Annotated in this window: 11 protein-coding genes, 4 tRNA genes and 1 pseudogene; all 16 read right to left on the bottom strand. The window is 66.3% G+C overall.

Going from position 1 to position 16789, the window contains the following annotated elements; translation table 11 throughout:
* Positions 1-62 precede the first annotated feature (62 nt).
* Positions 63-1964, bottom strand: coding sequence for a threonine--tRNA ligase (thrS, locus tag VA603_RS03375; protein WP_132862876.1), 1902 nt, complete (start codon positions 1962-1964; stop codon positions 63-65).
* Between the two features lie 312 nt (positions 1965-2276).
* Positions 2277-2352 (bottom strand) — tRNA-Gly (locus VA603_RS03370).
* Between the two features lie 41 nt (positions 2353-2393).
* Positions 2394-2467, bottom strand: a tRNA-Cys gene (locus VA603_RS03365).
* Positions 2468-2537: 70 nt separating this feature from the next.
* Positions 2538-2613: transfer RNA gene (locus VA603_RS03360), tRNA-Gly, on the bottom strand.
* 170 nt (positions 2614-2783) lie between these two features.
* Positions 2784-2859, bottom strand: a tRNA-Gly gene (locus VA603_RS03355).
* A gap of 29 nt (positions 2860-2888) precedes the next feature.
* Positions 2889-3515, bottom strand: coding sequence for a CDP-diacylglycerol--glycerol-3-phosphate 3-phosphatidyltransferase (pgsA, locus tag VA603_RS03350; protein WP_132864322.1), 627 nt, complete (start codon positions 3513-3515; stop codon positions 2889-2891).
* Positions 3516-3522: 7 nt separating this feature from the next.
* Positions 3523-5370: an excinuclease ABC subunit UvrC gene (uvrC, locus tag VA603_RS03345; RefSeq protein ID WP_323437916.1), complete on the bottom strand. Its 1848-nt coding sequence runs from the start codon at positions 5368-5370 to the stop codon at positions 3523-3525.
* Positions 5367-6788, bottom strand: a complete 1422-nt coding sequence (locus tag VA603_RS03340) for a hypothetical protein (RefSeq protein ID WP_323437915.1) — start codon at positions 6786-6788, stop codon at positions 5367-5369. Before VA603_RS03340 ends, uvrC begins: the two co-directional genes overlap by 4 nt.
* On the bottom strand, positions 6785-7270 hold the full coding sequence (locus tag VA603_RS03335; RefSeq protein WP_323437914.1) for a low molecular weight protein-tyrosine-phosphatase: 486 nt from the start codon (positions 7268-7270) through the stop codon (positions 6785-6787). The genes VA603_RS03340 and VA603_RS03335 overlap by 4 nt, the downstream gene beginning before the upstream one ends.
* A complete protein-coding gene (gene kdsB, locus VA603_RS03330; RefSeq protein WP_323437913.1) occupies positions 7267-8040 on the bottom strand; it encodes a 3-deoxy-manno-octulosonate cytidylyltransferase in 774 nt (257 codons plus the stop codon). The genes VA603_RS03335 and kdsB overlap by 4 nt, the downstream gene beginning before the upstream one ends.
* A gap of 69 nt (positions 8041-8109) precedes the next feature.
* A complete protein-coding gene (gene lpxK / locus VA603_RS03325) occupies positions 8110-9132 on the bottom strand; it encodes a tetraacyldisaccharide 4'-kinase (protein WP_293705973.1) in 1023 nt (340 codons plus the stop codon).
* Positions 9132-10877, bottom strand: coding sequence for a lipid A export permease/ATP-binding protein MsbA (gene msbA / locus VA603_RS03320; RefSeq protein ID WP_323437912.1), 1746 nt, complete (start codon positions 10875-10877; stop codon positions 9132-9134). Before msbA ends, lpxK begins: the two co-directional genes overlap by 1 nt.
* On the bottom strand, positions 10874-11296 hold the full coding sequence (locus VA603_RS03315; protein ID WP_132864328.1) for an ExbD/TolR family protein: 423 nt from the start codon (positions 11294-11296) through the stop codon (positions 10874-10876). The genes msbA and VA603_RS03315 overlap by 4 nt, the downstream gene beginning before the upstream one ends.
* Before the next feature lie 6 nt (positions 11297-11302).
* Complete coding sequence (locus tag VA603_RS03310; RefSeq protein WP_192286179.1) at positions 11303-11968, bottom strand: MotA/TolQ/ExbB proton channel family protein; 666 nt, start codon at positions 11966-11968, stop codon at positions 11303-11305.
* Positions 11862-14371, bottom strand: a pseudogene (locus VA603_RS03305) (DNA internalization-related competence protein ComEC/Rec2). The gene VA603_RS03310 and the pseudogene VA603_RS03305 overlap by 107 nt, the downstream one beginning before the upstream one ends.
* Positions 14372-14556: 185 nt before the next feature.
* Positions 14557-16665, bottom strand: coding sequence for a polyribonucleotide nucleotidyltransferase (pnp, locus tag VA603_RS03300; protein ID WP_132864331.1), 2109 nt, complete (start codon positions 16663-16665; stop codon positions 14557-14559).
* Between the last annotated feature and the right edge of the window lie 124 nt (positions 16666-16789).

The raw sequence follows: 16789 nt of genomic DNA, 5'->3' as shown, positions 1-16789 counted from the left end.
GCAATCTCCGAATGGAATCGAACCGGCCCCGGCGGACGTATCCGCGGGGCCGGGGCTCTTGCTTACTTCAATTCAGCCTGCAGCCGCTCGACGAAGGCTTCCACCGACATCGAACCGAGGTCCTCACCCGAGCGGGTGCGGACAGCCACGGCGCCGTTTTCCTTTTCGCGGTCACCCACGACCAACAGATAGGGCACCCGCTGCAGGGTATGCTCGCGAATCTTATAGCCGATCTTTTCGTTGCGCAAATCGGCGTCAACCCGGAAGCCTTGATTTGCAAGGGTTTTGCGAACCTGCTCGACGTATTCGGCCTGAGCGTCGGTGATATTGGCCACCACCACCTGTACCGGGGCCAGCCAGGTCGGGAAGGCGCCAGCGTGGTGCTCGATCAGGATGCCCAGGAAGCGCTCCATCGAGCCAACGATGGCGCGATGCAGCATGACCGGGTGCTTCTTCTGGCTGTTCTCGTCCACGTACTCGGCGCCGAGGCGGCCGGGCATCATGAAGTCGACCTGCATCGTGCCCAGCTGCCAGGTACGGCCGATGGCGTCCTTCAGGTGGTACTCGATCTTCGGGCCATAGAAGGCACCCTCGCCCGGCAGCTCCTGCCACTCCACGCCACAATGGGTCAGCGCCGAACGCAGCGCGCCTTCGGCCTTGTCCCAGGTCGCGTCATCGCCCAGGCGCGATTCCGGGCGCAGCGCGATCTTGATCTGGATGTCATCGAAGCCGAAGTGCTGGTACACCGCCAGCGCCTGCTGGTGGAACGCGGTCACCTCCGCCTCGATCTGGTTCTCGGTGCAGAAGATATGGCCATCGTCCTGGGTGAAGCCGCGCACGCGCAGGATGCCGTGCAGCGCGCCGGACGGCTCGTTGCGATGGCACGAACCGAACTCGCCGTAGCGGATCGGCAGGTCGCGGTAGCTGTGCAGGCCCTGGTTGAACACCTGCACGTGGCCCGGGCAGTTCATCGGCTTGACCGCGTAAGTGCGCTTCTCCGATTCGGTGAAGAACATGTTGTCCTGGTAGTTGTCCCAGTGGCCGGACTTCTTCCACAGGCTCACGTCCAGGATCTGCGGGCAACGCACTTCACCGTAACCGCTGTCACGGTAGACCTTGCGCATGTACTGCTCGACCACCTGCCAGATCGACCAGCCCTTCGGGTGCCAGAACACCAAGCCCGGGGCCTCTTCCTGCAGGTGGAACAGGTCCTGCTGCTTGCCGATGCGGCGGTGGTCGCGCATCTCGGCTTCCTCGATGCGCTTGATGTACGCCTCGAGCTGCTTCTTGTCGGCCCATGCCGTGCCGTAGATACGCTGCAGCTGCTCGTTCTTGGCATCGCCGCGCCAGTACGCGCCGGAGATGCGCATCAGCTTGAAGGACTTCAGGAAGCGCGTGTTCGGCACGTGCGGGCCACGGCACATGTCCACGTATTCCTGGTGGTAGTACATGCCCATCGCGGTGATGTCCTCGGACATATCCTCGATCAGGCGCAACTTGTAGTCCTCGCCGCGGGCCTTGAAGATCTCCACCACTTCCGCGCGCGGCGTCATCTTCTTGATGACGTCGTAGTCCTGCGCGATCAGCTCGGCCATGCGCTTCTCGATCGCCGCCATGTCGTCCGGCGTGAACGGGCGCTCGTTGTAGATGTCGTAGTAGAAGCCCTCGGCGATGACCGGGCCGATCACCATCTTGGCGTCCGGGTAGAGCTGCTTGACCGCATGACCGACCAGGTGGGCGCAGGAGTGGCGGATGATCTCCACACCCTCCTCGTCCTTGGCAGTGATGATGCGCAGCGAGGCATCGTGGTCGATCACGTCGCTGGCATCGACCTGCACGCCATCCACGGCACCGGCGATGGTGGCCTTGGCCAGGCCGGCACCAATGGATTGGGCCACGTCCATGACGCTGACCGGGTTTTCGAACTGACGGACGCTGCCGTCGGGAAGAGTAATGTTGATCATGGGATTCACCTGGAGTCACGACCCGGCGGACGGGCCTGGAAACAGCCCGACGGGCGGCTTCGATGGGGATTTGCGGGCAATAAAAAAGCGCCACGACGGCGCCTGGAATCAGGGCGGTGGCGGAAGATCAGCGATGGGCAGTGGTAGTGCTCATGTCACACTCTCGGCCGGCGCGTTGGCGCGGGCCACCTGTCAGCCGGGGGAACTGGCCTGATTCTAGCGCAAAACACGCCCGCTGGCCGCCCCTCCCAGCCTCGACAATCCCGAAGACCGGGAAACAAAAAGCCCCGCGTAGCGGGGCTTTTCTTCTACTGGAGCGGGAAACGAGACTCGAACTCGCGACCTCAACCTTGGCAAGGTTGCGCTCTACCAACTGAGCTATTCCCGCATGTTTTTCTACAACGCGTCTCGATTGCTCGGGACGTTGAATGGAGGCCTGGGTCGGAATCGAACCGGCGTACGCGGATTTGCAATCCGCTGCATAACCACTCTGCTACCAGGCCAAACTCTTTACAGGCTGACCAGAAGAACCTTCTGACCATTAAAAAACCCCACCAGGGGTTTTCGGAATTTTGGAGCGGGAAACGAGACTCGAACTCGCGACCTCAACCTTGGCAAGGTTGCGCTCTACCAACTGAGCTATTCCCGCTTGGGATGCCGTGCATTCTACAGACTTCGTAACAATTGCACCAGCTTTTTAACAAATTTCTTCACAGCGGCCGGAGGGCTATCGCACTCCGCAAGGACTCCGGACGGGCTTGCCAGCACCTCCGGAAAACCCCTCACGCACCCCGTCGAAAACAACGTTCTTCTCGACATTGGAGCGGGAAACGAGACTCGAACTCGCGACCTCAACCTTGGCAAGGTTGCGCTCTACCAACTGAGCTATTCCCGCTTGGGAGGCGAAATTCTACATGCATTCGCCTACCTGTCAACCACCTTTTTCCGGGTCTGTTCGCGTGCCACCCGCTCGTCTTCGCGCAGGCTGGGCCAGGCGGCATGCAGGTACTGCACGCCGGAAACCAGCGTCAGCAACGCGGCGATCGCCAGCATCCAATCCCCGATATGGAAAATGGGGGCCCCCATCCAGATCGCGGTGAATGGCGTGTTCGGCGACACCGAATACAGCAGGCACAACAAGGCAATCATCTGCGCGGTGGTCTTGACCTTGCCGATCATCGCCACCCGCACTTTGGCACGCTGGCCAATCTCGGCCATCCACTCGCGCAGCGCAGACACCGCGATCTCCCGGCCGACGATCACCGCCGCCCAGAACGCCATCCACGGCGTGGGATGTCCCTGCACGATCAGGAACAGCGCCACGGCCACCATCAGCTTGTCAGCAACCGGATCCAGGAAGGCGCCGAACGCGGAATGCTGTTCGTAGCGCCGGGCCCACCAGCCATCCAGCCAGTCGGTGATGGCCGCCAGGCCGAAGATCGCCGCCGAGGCGAAATTGGTCCAGGCGTACGGGAGATAGAACACCAGGACCAACACCGGGATCATCAGGATCCGCAGCAGCGTCAGCCAGGTGGGGATGGTCAATTTCATTGAAACGTTACTCCGCTGCCGGGTCAGGCACCGACAGACCATGAAGGTTAGCGTAGATACGCGCGGCCAGGGCGTCGTTGATGCCTTCCACTCGTGCGATCTCGGCCTCACCGGCGGCCTTGAGCCCGGCCATGCCGCCGAAATGCTTGAGCAGGTTGGCGCGACGGCGCGGACCGATGCCGGGGATATCCTCCAGCTTGCTGGTCATGCGCGCCTTTTGCCGCCGTCCGCGATGGCCGGTGATGGCGAAGCGGTGCGCTTCATCGCGCACCTGCTGAATGAACTGCAACGCCGGCGAGGCCGCACCCGGGCGGATCTCGCGCCCGTCCGGCAGCACCAATGCCTCGTGGCCGGCCCGGCGTTCCACGCCCTTCGCCACGCCCACCAGCATCACCCCATCCACGCCGAGGTCGGCCAGGGCGGCCTGCGCCTGCGCCAACTGGCCGGCACCACCATCGATCAGCAGCACGTCGGGCAGCACGCCGCCCTCCTCCACCGCGCGCCGGAAACGGCGATCGATGGCCTGGTGCATGGCGGCGTAGTCGTCACCGGGTTCGATGCCGGTGATGTTGTAGCGCCGGTACTGCGCGCGCACGGGGCCGGCCGCGTCGAACACCACGCACGAGGCCACCGTCGCTTCGCCCATCGTATGGCTGATGTCGAAACACTCCACGCGCTTGACCGGCTCGGCCAGCCCCAGCATGTCCCGCACCGCCTCGCTGCGTGCGTGCTGGGCGCCACGGCTGTCCATCTCCGCGACCAGGGTGATCTGCGCGTTGCGGCTGGCCAGCTCGACGTAGCCGGCACGCTCACCGCGCACATTCCATTTCAATGCCACCTTGCGCTCGGCCGAGGCACTGAGGGCGGCCTCGATCATCTGCGCATCGGGAATCTCACGGTCCAGCAGCACTTCCGGCGGCGGGCCGTGCTCGATGTAGTACTGCGAGACGAATGCCGCCAGCACCTCCTCGGCGCTGTCCTCGCCATTGGTGCGCGGAAAGAACGCGCGTGTCCCCAGGTTGCGGCCATCGCGGAAAGCCAGCAGCATCACGCAGGCACTGGCGCCCTGGGTCGCACAGGCCAGCACGTCCAGGTCCGCCGCACGCCCGTCCACGTACTGGCGGTTCTGCATGCTGCGCAGCGACGCCACCAGGTCACGCAGGCGCGCGGCACGCTCGAACTGCAAGGCATCACTGGCCTGCTGCATGGACTGCACCAGCTCGTCGGCCAACTGGTCGCTCTTGCCCTCCAGGAACATCGCGGCCTGGCGCACCGATTCGTCATAGTCCTGTTGTGGCACCAGTTCCACGCAGGGCGCGCTGCAGCGGCCGATCTGGTACTGCAGGCACGGCCGCGAACGGTTGCGGAACACGCTGTCCTCGCAACTGCGCAGCTTGAACAGCTTGTGCATGAGGTTCAGCGTCTCGCGGACCGCACCCACGCCCGGATAGGGGCCGTAGTAGCGCCCGGGAATCGCCCGTGGGCCACGGTGCAGGGCGATGCGTGGCCACTGCTCGCGCGTCAGCAGCACCTGCGGGTAGGTCTTGTCGTCGCGCAGGGACACGTTGTAGCGCGGCGTCAGCGACTTGATCAGCTGGTTTTCCAGCAGCAGCGCCTCGGCCTCGGTGCGGGTGACGGTGACGTCCATCCGCGCGACCTGCGAGAGCATCATCATGATGCGCGTGCTCTTGGGCGAGCCATTGAAGTAGCTGCCCACGCGCTTGCGCAGCGCGCCGGCCTTGCCGACGTACAGCAGGGTGTCGTCGGCGGCGTACATCCGATACACGCCGGGCGCGGTGCTCAGCGCCGCCGCAAAGGCCTTGCCATCGAACGCCGGGGGGCTTTCCTGCTTCATCCTTCGATCGGCACGTCGCTCAGCTCGCCGCTGAGCGGGTCGAAACGCAGCACCGAATGCGCATCGGTCTCGGCGATCCAGATCGCGCCGGCCGCCAGGCCCAGCGCGCATGGCCCATGCAGGCGCCGTGGCAGGTTGACCGTGGCCAGGTCGCCGCCGCCCAGGCGCAGGGTGCGCAAGGTACCGTTGCCGGAATCGGCGATCCACAGCATTGGCGAGTCCGGGCCCTTGGCGATCGCCATCGGGAACTGCAGGCGGGCGTTCAGGCGCGGGCCGTCGACGTTGCCCGATTCCCAGGGGCCCTGCCCGACCAGGGTCTGCACCAGGTCGTTGCGCAGTTGCACCGAGCGGATCGCCGAGCCCAGCGAATCACACACGTACAGGGTCTGCTGCACCGCCACCACGCTGGTCGGCTGCGCGAACGCGGCCAAGTGACCGCTGCCATCACGCACTTCGACCGGGCCTGCGCCCGAGCGCCAGCGCAGCTCGCGGGTGCCCAGGTCATAACTCCAGATATGGTTGTCGCCGGCCATGGCGATGTGGACCTGGTTGTCGGCAACGGCCACGTCGGCCGGGTGGTTGAGCGGGCTGTCCCATGGCTGCGCCAGCACCCCGGCGCGCGGGTCGCCCACGCGTCCGGTGCCGCACAGGGTGTCGACCTGGCCACTGCTCAGGTTGATCCGACGCAGGGCATGGTTGCCGGTGTCGGCCACGTACAGCACGTCACGCACCAGCGCCAGGCCCTGCGGCCGGTTGAAGGCCGCCTCACCCACGCCGCCGTTGATCAGATCGGCGCTGCCAAGGCCGAACTGGCGCAGCACGCGACCGGCGTGATTGCACTCCAGGATGCGATGGTTGCCGGTATCGGCCACGTACAGGCGCTCTTCGGCGACCGCCAGGCCGGCCGGGAAGCGCAGCGGCAGGCGCGGCTCCGGGTTGATCTCACGAGCGCCGTAGGCCTCGTCGTCCAACGGTTGCGCCACGCCATCACAGAGCGCGTTCAACACGCGTTCCGTGTCGCCGCCGGCACCACCGCCCACCAGACGCTCACGTTCCACGCCGTATGCATCAAGCAGCACCAGCGTCGGCCATGACTGCACGTCGAACGCACGCCAGGCATCCCATTGCGCATCCAGCACGATCGGGGCCGAGATGCCCTGGCGGCGCAGCAGCTTCAACGCCTGCTGTGGCTCACGTTCAAACTCGAAACGCGGCACCTGCACCACCACCAGCTGCAGCCGACCCGGATTGCGCGCCTGCCAGCCGGTCACCTCGGCCAGGCGTTGCATCGACCATATCGACGCGCCGTTGACGAAGGCGAGCGCCACAGGACCACCTCGCAGTTCCTGCAGGGTTGCGGGGGCGGCGTTGAGCCAGATGCCGGTCTTGGGCAGTTCCAGTAGGCGCTTTTCGTTCATGTCGGGATTATGCCGGAGTCGTCTCGCCGCAACAGGCGCTGGACGGTTGCCCGTGCGGCGGCATCGACCAGCGCCCAGCTCTGTTCAAAATCCTCCTGCCCACCGTAATACGGATCGGGCACCACCGTGGCCCCGGCAATACCGGCCCAGGGCAGCCACAGCACCGCGCGTTCACGCGCATGCTCGGGGGCCAGCGCCCGGGCCTCGGCCAGATTGTCATGATCGGCGCAGAGGATGTAGTCGAAATCGAAGAAATCCTCGCGGCGCAGCTGGCGACCACGCAAGCTCGAAATGTCCACGCCGTGACGCCGCGCACAGGCTACCGCGCGTCGATCCGGCGGCTCGCCGGCGTGCCAGCCGGAGGTTCCCGCCGAGTCCACGCTGATCCAGTCCAGTCGCTCCTGCGCGATGCGGGCGCGCAGGGCCCCTTCGCCCATCGGCGAACGGCAGATGTTGCCCAGGCAGACCACCAACAGCTTCAAGGCGCTCCTCGCATCAGGGCATCGGCACGGGCCAGGTCCTCGGCAGTATCGATGCCGGGCGGGAACGGTGCCGGTGACAGCGCTACTGCGATCCGGAAACCGGCCTCCAGCACCCGCAACTGCTCCAGAGATTCGACCTGTTCCAGCATGCCCGGCGGCATCGCCGCGAACTGCTGCAGGAAGCCGGCACGATAGCCATAGATGCCGATATGGCGCAGCCAGCTGCCGGCCGGCAGCTCGTCCCGCGAGCGCGCGAATGCATCCCGATGCCACGGAATCGGTGCCCGGCTGAAATACAACGCGTCGCCGCCGGCAGCCCGCACCAGCTTGACCACGTTCGGATCGAACAGGGTCGGCGCGTCCTCGACCGGGGTGGCCAGCGTCGACATCGGCGCGCCACTGTCGGCCAGCACGCTGGCGACGGCCTGGATACCCACCGCCGGGGCGAACGGCTCGTCGCCCTGCAGGTTGACCACGATCACGTCGTCCGCCCACCCGGCCTGCCGCGCACATTCGGCCAGACGATCAGTGCCGGAGGCGTGGCCGGGATCGGTCATCGCGACATGGATGCCGTCCAGCCCAGCGACGGCATCGGCGATGCGCGCATCGTCGGTTGCCACCCAGACCTCGCGAGCACCGGCATCCAGCGCCCGTCGCGCGACATGCAGCACCATCGGCTCGCCGTGGATCAGCGCCAGCGGCTTGCCGGGCAGACGGGTGGAGGCATAACGGGCCGGGATGGCCACGACGAACTCGGGAACCTGCTTCATTTGAACTCCTTGCATGCGGCGACCAACGCGCCTGCGCGTACACCGTCGGTGCCCTCGGGCACCTGCCCTTCACCCGCGTGCCAGCTTGCCCAGGCGGTCCAGCAACGCCACCCAGAACGCGGCCGGCAGCTCGGCCTGCAGCGGTACCGCATAGTGCCAGCGATTGGCGAAGCGCTGGCACTTCACCGCATCCTTCTCGGTCATCAGCACCGGCAACTCGCTGCCGAAGGACAGGTCACCGGCCTGGTAACGATGGTGGTCGGCGAAGGCATGCGGCACCACACCGATGCCACGCGCACGCAGCATCTGGAAGAACCGCTGCGGATTGGCAATACCGGCCACGGCATGCACGCGCTGGCCGGCGAAGGCCTGCAGCGGCTGGTCTCGTCCACCATTGAGCGGATGGGCGGTATCGATGCGCAGGCGCATGGCCCATTCACCGAAGCCGGAGGCCACCGCCGGCTCCGGCGCATCACTGGCCTGGCCCAGGTTGACCACGCGGAAGTCGCAATCGCGCGCGCGCGCGGCCGATTCGCGCAGGGGCCCGGCCGGCATCATGCGGCCGTTGCCATAGCGGCGCGCCGCGTCGACCACTTCGATCTCGATATCGCGCGCCAACCGGTAGTGCTGCAGGCCGTCATCACAGACAACCACGTCACAACCGGCCTCCAGCAAAGCCTTGGCCGCCGCGACCCGGTCACGGTCCACGCGCACCGGCACGCCGGTCTTCCAGGCAATCAGCACCGGCTCATCGCCACCCAATGCCGGCTCCATGTCCGGGGTGATCCAGCGCGCCGTGCCGGCGTCATCGCGGCCATAGCCGCGGCTGGCCACGCCAGGCTTCCAGCCGGCTTCGCGCAGGCGCGTGACCAGTTCGATGGTCAACGGCGTCTTGCCCGTACCGCCAGCGGTGATGTTGCCGACCACGATCACCGGCACCGGCACCTGCCGACGCCGCAACCAGCCGCGCTGGTACAGCCACCGACGCAGGCCGGAGACCGCGCCATACAAGGGAGCAACCACACGGGCCGCCAGCGGTACCGGAGCGTCGTCGTACCACCAGCCCGGGGTCTGCGGGCCTCGCTTCTCCATCAGTCCTGGCTCTCCCGGAACTGCATGCGGTACAGGTGCTCATACAGCCCACCCAGCGCCAGCAACTGCTGGTGGGTGCCACGCTCCACGATGCGCCCCTGGTCCATCACCAGCACCTGGTCGGCATGCTCGATGGTGGACAGCCGGTGCGCGATCACCAGCGTGGTGCGGTCGGGCATCAGCTTCTGCAAGGCGTCCTGGACCAGTCGCTCGGACTCGTTGTCCAGCGCCGCGGTGGCTTCGTCCAGGATCAGGATCGGGGCATCCTTGAGCATGGCGCGGGCAATGGCCAGACGTTGGCGCTGGCCGCCGGAGAGCTTGCCGCCCTTGGCGCCCACCTGCGCCTGCAGGCCGTCGGGCAACTGCTCGACGAACTCCAAGGCATTGGCACCGGCAACCGCCTCATCCACCTGTTCGGCACTGCGCTTGTGCAGTTCGCCGTAGGCCACGTTCTGCGCGATGCTGCCGTTGAACAGGGTGACCTGCTGGCCGACCAGGGCGATCTGCCGGCGCAGGTCAGCCAGCCGGTAATCCTGCAACGGATGACCATCCAACAGGATCTGGCCGGCCTCGATCTCGTAGAAGCGCGGGATCAGCTTGATCAGCGTGGACTTGCCGCTGCCGGACCGGCCGACGATGGCGGTCACGGTGCCGGGTTTGGCGATGAAACTGATGTCTTCCAGTGCGAGCCTGGCTTGTCCCTCATAACGGGCGCTGACGTGCCGGAACTCCAACTCCCCCTTGGCCCTGCCCAATGGCATCTGTCCGGAGTCCACTTCGTCGGCCGCATCGAGTACAAGGAACAGGCGCTGCGCCGAAGCGATGCCGCGCTGGGTCATGTTCTGCACGTTGGTCAGCTGCTTGAGCGCGGGGATGATGGTCAGCATCGCCATCATCAGCGACACGAAATCGCCAACACTCAAGCGCCCGGCCGAAGCCTCATGGCCGGCAATGAACAGCAGCGCAGCCAAACCGACCGCGCCAATCAGCTGCACCATCCCCGAAGAAATACTGCGCGTGGATTCGACCTTCATTGCCAGGCGCAGGTTGGTATTGGCCAGGCCCTCGTAGCGCTCCATTTCGGTAGGTTGCGCGCCATAGATCTTCACCTCTTGCTGGCTCGACAGCGCCTGGTCGGCGGCCTGCAGCAATTCGGCGCTGCTCTCCTGGATGCGATGGCTGATACGCCGGTAGCGCTTGGCCACCTTGTTCATGACCCAGGCCAACGGGGGAGCAAGCACGAAGATCGCCAGAGTTACCTGCCAGCTGTAGATGAACATCATCACCAGCGCGCCCAGCGCCTGCAGTGACTGCTGGAGCACCACTTTCATGGCGTCGATTGCAGCTTGCGCCACCTGGTCGCTATCGGACCCCAGCCGCACCAGCATGGACGGCACGGGCTCGGCGTCAAAGCGTTGGCCGGGCAACCGCATGTACTTGGACAACACGCGCACACGCAGGTCACGTGCGATGCTCCGCGCCGCCTTGCCCATGCCGATGTCGGTCAGGTAGCCCGCAGCCCCGCGCAACAGGAACAAACCAATGATGGCAAGGGGCATCCATGGATTGATGTTCTCCGGATTCACCAGGTTATTGGTGATCGGGCTCATCAGCCCCAGAAAACCCATGCCGGCAGCGGCTTCGATCAGCATGCCCAGCACGGCCATCAACAGCAGTGTGCGATATGGCTTGGCAAAGCCCAGCAATCGCCTGTAAGTCTTCCACGGGCTCACCAAGGCGCTCACTGCTTCACTTCCGGCGCGGTGGCGATGGCGATGCGGCGGAAGCCCAGCTGGCCCAGTGCGTCCTGCGCGGTCACCACGGCCTGGTACGGCGTGCGCGCGTCGGCGCGCAGCAGCACGGTCTGCTCGCGGTCATCGCCGCCGGCCTGGGCCAGCACCTGCTTGAGCGACTCCACGTCGGTGCGCAGCACTTCCTGGTCGTTGACGAAGTAACGGCCGTCGGCATTGACCAGCACGCTCAGCGAGCGCGGCGGCGCGCTGTTCTTCTGGTCGCTGGCGGTCGGCAGCTGCACCTGCAGCGTCGAACGCGCATCGAACGTGGTGGTGACCACGAAGAAGATGATCAACACCAGGATCACGTCGATCAGGGGAACCAGATCGATATGCGGTTCATCCGAGTGGCGGTTTTCGCGGATGCGCATCGGGGCTCAGGCCTTTGCGGTCGCGGCAGGCTTCTGTGCGGCCACGCCCTTGGCCGCCGCCATCACCGCCGGTCGGCCATCAAGCGAATCCAGCAAGGCGCTGGCTTCCTGCTCCATCTCGATCACGTAGCCGTCGATGCGGCCACGGAAGTAACGGTGGAACATCAATGCCGGGATCGCCACGATCATGCCGGTCGCGGTGCACACCAGCGCCTTGCCGATGCCGCCGGCGAGCTGGTTCACGTCACCCACGCCATGGTCGAGGATGCCCAGGAACATCTGGATCATGCCGACCACCGTGCCGAGCAGGCCCAGCAGCGGACCGGCCGAGGCAATGGTGCCCAGGGCATTGAGGAAGCGGCCCATCCGATGCACCAGGTGACGGCCGGTGTCCTCGATGCGCTCACGGATCTGTTCACGCGGTCGGTTGCGTGCTTCCAGCGCGGCCGCCAACAGGGCACCCAGCGGGGAATTGGCGCGCAGCGAGGCGATGTGCGAGGCGTCGAGCTTGCCGCGCGCGGCCCAGTTGCGGACCTCCTCGCCCAGGCCGGGCGGCAACACTTCGTTACGCCGCAGGCTCCAGAAACGCTCCAGGACTATCGCCAAAGCCAGCACACCCAACAGCAGCAGCGGCAGCATCGGCCAGCCGCCAGCCTTGACCAGTTCCCACACGTTTCAACCCTCCGGCTCGATGGCCGCCTGTTTGCTGGTCGATAGGATAGCAGCCGCCCGCGCCCGCTCCGCGGCATCCCAGCCACGTGAGCGCCAGATCCGCCTTTCACGAAGCTGGATACCCCCTTTCCCCAGCCACACCCGCACCGCGCCACTGCCCGCGGTTTCCAGCAGTTCCGCCCCGCTGCGTTGCCAGCGCTCGCGCACGTCCGCACGTGGATGACCGAACCGGTTGGCGTGCCCGGCCGATACCACGGCCAAGCGCGCGCCGGTGGCGGCAATGAACGCCTGCGTCGACGACCCGCCACTGCCGTGGTGCGGCACCAGCACCACATCGGCCCGCACCGCGCGCGGCGAGCGCCTGACCAGCCCCTGTTCGATCACCGCACCGATGTCGCCGGTCAGCAGGGCCACGCCGTACGGACCGCCAACCCGCAACACACAGCTGGATTCGTTGCGCAGGTAGGGGAAGCCGGCGGCAGGATGCAGGAACTCGAACTGCACCCCGTCCCACCGCCACTGCCGCCCTGCCTCGCAAGCTGCTGCTTCCGCCCCGGGCATGCCCGGCGGCCCCAGCAACGGCACTCCTGGCATCTCCGCCTGCACCGCCGCCGCCCCGCCGGCATGGTCATGATCACCATGGCTGAGCACCAACCGGTCCAGCCGACGCACACCCAATGCACGCAATGCTGGTACCACCACCCGCTCGCCGGCGTCGAAGCCATCGCGCACGGCCGGCCCGGCGTCGTACAGCAGGGCATGCGCACGGCTGCGCACCAGCACCGACAGCCCTTGGCCGACATCCAGCACCACGATCTCGAACTCACCGTCGCCGGGCAGCTCACGCCACGGCAGCAACAGGGGCGACCACAGCAGCAGTGCCAGTCCACGCCCCGGCACGCCGCGCGGCAACAGCATCCAGATTGCCCCCAACAACGCCAGCGGCAGTGCGAACCACGCCGGCTCAGGCAGCCACCACAGCGACAGGCGGCTATCGGCCAGGGTTTCGAACAACGGCCACGACAGATCAAAACACCACGCCGATGCCCGCCACGGCAGCGCGCCGGCCCCGGTCCAGAGCGCCTCGGCCGCCGTTCCCAGCAGTGCCAACGGCACCACGACCAGGCTCCACCACGGGATGGCGACCAGATTGGCCAATGGCCCCGCGGCCGAGGCCTGGCCGAACAGCAGGATGGTCAGCGGCAACAGCCCCAGCGTCGCTACCCATTGCGCCGACAAAAATCCCCGCAGCCAGTGCAGCCGCTCCGGCAGGCATGCGGCCAACAGCGCCACGCCGGCGAAGCTCAGCCAGAATCCGGCCACCAGTACCGACAAGGGATCCACCGACAGCACGGCCAACGCGGCCAGCCCCAGGCTTCCGGTCACACTGACCGGACGACGCCACAGCCGGGCCAGCACGATCACCCCCATCATCAGCACCGTACGTACCGTCGGCAACGCGAAGCCCGCTGCCGCTGCATAGACCAGTGCCACGAGGAAGGCCCCGATGGCCGCCGCCTGCAGCCGCGGCAACCAGCGTCCCAGGCCAGGCAGCAACCACCACAGCCCGGCGACCAGCCATGCGCCGCAGACCGCGACCATGCCGACGTGGAATCCGGAGATCGCGATCAGATGGGTCAGGCCGGTCGCGCGCAGGCGTTGCCAATCCACCTCGCCCAGGCCGCGTGTATCACCCAACGCCAGTGCCTGCACATAGCGCGCGGACCCGGCCCCTACGCTGCCGGCGATACGGTCACTGACCGCCTCACGCCATGCCTGCAACCCCGTGCCCGCGGCCAACCGCCGCGGCGCAGGCAGCACGCGTACCACACCGTTGGCCACCAGCCGCAAGGCCAGCGCATGCCGTTCGGCGTCGAACCCGCCAGGGTTGCTCAAGCCCCGCGGCGCACGCAGCCGGACCTGCAACTGCCACCTCTCCCCCGCCCGCAGCTCCAGCCGCCTCCCCGGCGAGGAAGCGCCGAACGGGTCGTACCACGCCAGCTGGAGACGCTGCCCACGCAGCACGGCCGGCTGGGCAACGTCGTCGTCCACGCGGAAATGGAACCGGGTGCGGCGCACCTCATGCCCGGGCAGGCTGACCACCTCACCACGCAGCAGGAACTCCCGTCCCTCCATGGTGGCGGGCAACTGTGCCTGCAGACCGCTGCCCATCTGCACCCCCATCCAGCCCACGCCGGCCAGCAATGCCCCCGGCCAACGGCGGCACCGCAGGCGCCACCAGCCCAGCAGCCCGACCAGCAGCGCCAGCCAGCCCAAGGGCGATGGCAACAGTGCCGGCGCCCAGGCCACCGCGCAGACCCCCAGCAGGAAGCCCACCGCCACGACCTTGCCCAGGACCGGCACGCTCTCGCGCCCGGACGCCTCTTCGGCCACGTTGTCCATGCCTTCGCCCCGCCACCATCCCAGAGCGCATGCTGTTCCGCGGCCCGATGCATCCCCATCGGTCAAACCGGGCCATCGCGGTCGGGCGAACCCGGGGGCCGCCGTACAGACCCGTCGTCCACTTTCCTGCAGGCAAAAGAAAAGCGGGCACAAGGCCCGCTTTCCTTCAGCGCAACACCGCGACCTTACTCGGCCGGGGTGCCCTCGCCTTCTTCCACGGCCTTCATCGACAGGCGGATACGGCCCTGCTTATCGACTTCCAGCACCTTGACCTTGACCACATCGCCTTCCTTCAGCTTGTCGCCGACCTTCTCGACGCGCTCGCTGGAGATCTGCGACACGTGGACCAGGCCGTCCTTGCCCGGCAGGATCGTGACGAACGCACCGAAGTCCATGATCTTGGCGACCTTGCCTTCGTAGATGCGGCCCGGCTCGACGTCCGAGGTGATCTGCTCGATGCGGGCCTTGGCGGCCTGGGCAGCGGCATTGTTCACCGAAGCGATGGTGATGGTGCCGTCGTCCTGGATGTCGATCTGGGTGCCGGTTTCCTTGGTGATGGCCTGGATGGTCGAGCCACCCTTGCCGATCACTTCGCGGATCTTGTCCGGGTGGATCTTGATGGTCAGCAGGCGCGGCGCGTAGTCCGACAGCTCGGCACGCGGGGCCGTCAGCGCATGGGCCATTTCGCCCAGGATGTGCAGGCGGCCGGCCTTGGCCTGTTCCAGCGCCTTCTTCATGATCTCTTCGGTGATGCCTTCGATCTTGATGTCCATCTGCAGCGCAGAGACACCTTCCGAAGTACCGGCCACCTTGAAGTCCATGTCGCCCAGGTGATCTTCGTCACCCAGGATGTCCGACAGCACGACGAAGTTGTCGCCTTCCTTCACCAGGCCCATGGCGATACCCGCCACCGGAGCCTTCACCGGCACGCCGGCGTCCATCAGGGCCAGCGACGAACCGCAGACCGAGGCCATCGACGAGGAACCGTTGGATTCGGTGATTTCCGACACCACGCGAATGGTGTACGGGAACTCTTCCAGGGTCGGCATCACGGCCAGCACGCCGCGCTTGGCCAAGCGGCCGTGGCCGATCTCGCGGCGCTTCGGCGCGCCGAAACGGCCGCACTCACCCACCGAGTAGGGCGGGAAGTTGTAATGGAACAGGAAGTTTTCCTTGTACTCACCGGCGACGGCGTCGATGACCTGGCCGTCACGGGCGGTGCCCAGCGTGGTGACCACGATGGCCTGGGTCTCGCCGCGGGTGAACAGCGCCGAGCCATGGGTGCGCGGCATCACGCCGGCCTTCACGGTGATCGGGCGCACGGTGTCCAGTGCACGGCCGTCGATGCGGACCTTGGTGGCCAGCACCGAGTCACGCATGGTGTGGTATTCCAGCTCGCCGAATTCCTTCGACAGCTCGGCCGGGTTCCAGCCTTCGGCGGCAACGCGGCCGGCCAGCGACTCGAGCACGTCCTTCTTGATCGCGGCGATGGCGTCGCGGCGCTGCAGCTTGTCGCGCACCTGGAAGGCTTCGCCCAGCTTGCCACCAACGGCTTCCTGCAGCGCGCTGATCAGCGCGGTGTTCTTGGCCGGGGCAACCCAGTCGCTCGGCTTGGTGCCGGCTTCGACGGTCAGCTCGTTGATCGCGTTGATGACCTTCTGCATTTCGCGGTGACCGAAGGTCACGGCGCCCAGCATCACTTCCTCGGACAGCAGCGCGGCTTCGGATTCGACCATCAGCACGGCATTGGCGGTACCCGCGACCACCAGCTCCAACTGCGATTCCTTCAGCTCCGACACGGTCGGGTTGAGGATGTACTGGCCGTCCTTGTAACCGACCTTGGCGGCGCCGATCGGACCCTTGAACGGGGTGCCGGCCAGCGACAGCGCGGCCGAGGCACCGATCAGGGCGGCGATGTCACCATCCACTTCCGGGTTCAGCGACATCACCGTGGCGATGATCTGGACTTCGTTCTTGTAGTCTTCCGGGAACAGCGGGCGGATCGGGCGGTCGATCAGGCGCGAGATCAGCGTTTCCTTCTCGGTCGCACGGCCTTCGCGCTTGAAGAAGCCACCCGGGATACGGCCACCGGCGTAGAACTTTTCCTGGTAGTCGACGGTCAGCGGAAAGAAGTCCTGGCCTTCGCGCGCGCTCTTGGCGGCGACGGCAGTGACCAGCAACACGGTGTCGTCCATCTTGACGATGACGGCGCCGCTTGCCTGACGGGCGATTTCGCCGGTCTCAAGCGTGACGGTGTGTTTGCCGTACTGGAAGGTTTTGGTGATTTTTGCCACGGGGAATCCTTGAAATGCTTCATCAGATGGACCGCTGACGACCCTTGCCGTCATCGGGTGGCCGGGCGGGTCCGGCCGATCTACTGCGATTTTGAAACTGCAAAAACAAAACCGCGGCGCATCG

Source organism: Stenotrophomonas capsici (genome assembly GCF_034961085.1).
Taxonomy (GTDB): Bacteria; Pseudomonadota; Gammaproteobacteria; order Xanthomonadales; family Xanthomonadaceae; genus Stenotrophomonas; species Stenotrophomonas capsici.
Note: the sequence above shows the minus strand (reverse complement) of the source record. Positions and strands in the feature narration are given on the sequence as shown.

Bases quoted from the DNA above. Each gene is read 5' to 3' on its own strand.
- thrS (WP_132862876.1), bottom strand. From the start codon at position 1,964: ATGATCAACATTACTCTTCCCGACGGCAGCGTCCGTCAGTTCGAAAAC.
- VA603_RS03340 (WP_323437915.1), bottom strand. From the start codon at position 6,788: ATGAACGAAAAGCGCCTACTGGAACTGCCCAAGACCGGCATCTGGCTC.
- VA603_RS03315 (WP_132864328.1), bottom strand. From the start codon at position 11,296: ATGCGCATCCGCGAAAACCGCCACTCGGATGAACCGCATATCGATCTG.
- kdsB (WP_323437913.1), bottom strand. From the start codon at position 8,040: ATGAAGCAGGTTCCCGAGTTCGTCGTGGCCATCCCGGCCCGTTATGCC.
- lpxK (WP_293705973.1), bottom strand. From the start codon at position 9,132: ATGGAGAAGCGAGGCCCGCAGACCCCGGGCTGGTGGTACGACGACGCT.
- uvrC (WP_323437916.1), bottom strand. From the start codon at position 5,370: ATGAAGCAGGAAAGCCCCCCGGCGTTCGATGGCAAGGCCTTTGCGGCG.
- pgsA (WP_132864322.1), bottom strand. From the start codon at position 3,515: ATGAAATTGACCATCCCCACCTGGCTGACGCTGCTGCGGATCCTGATG.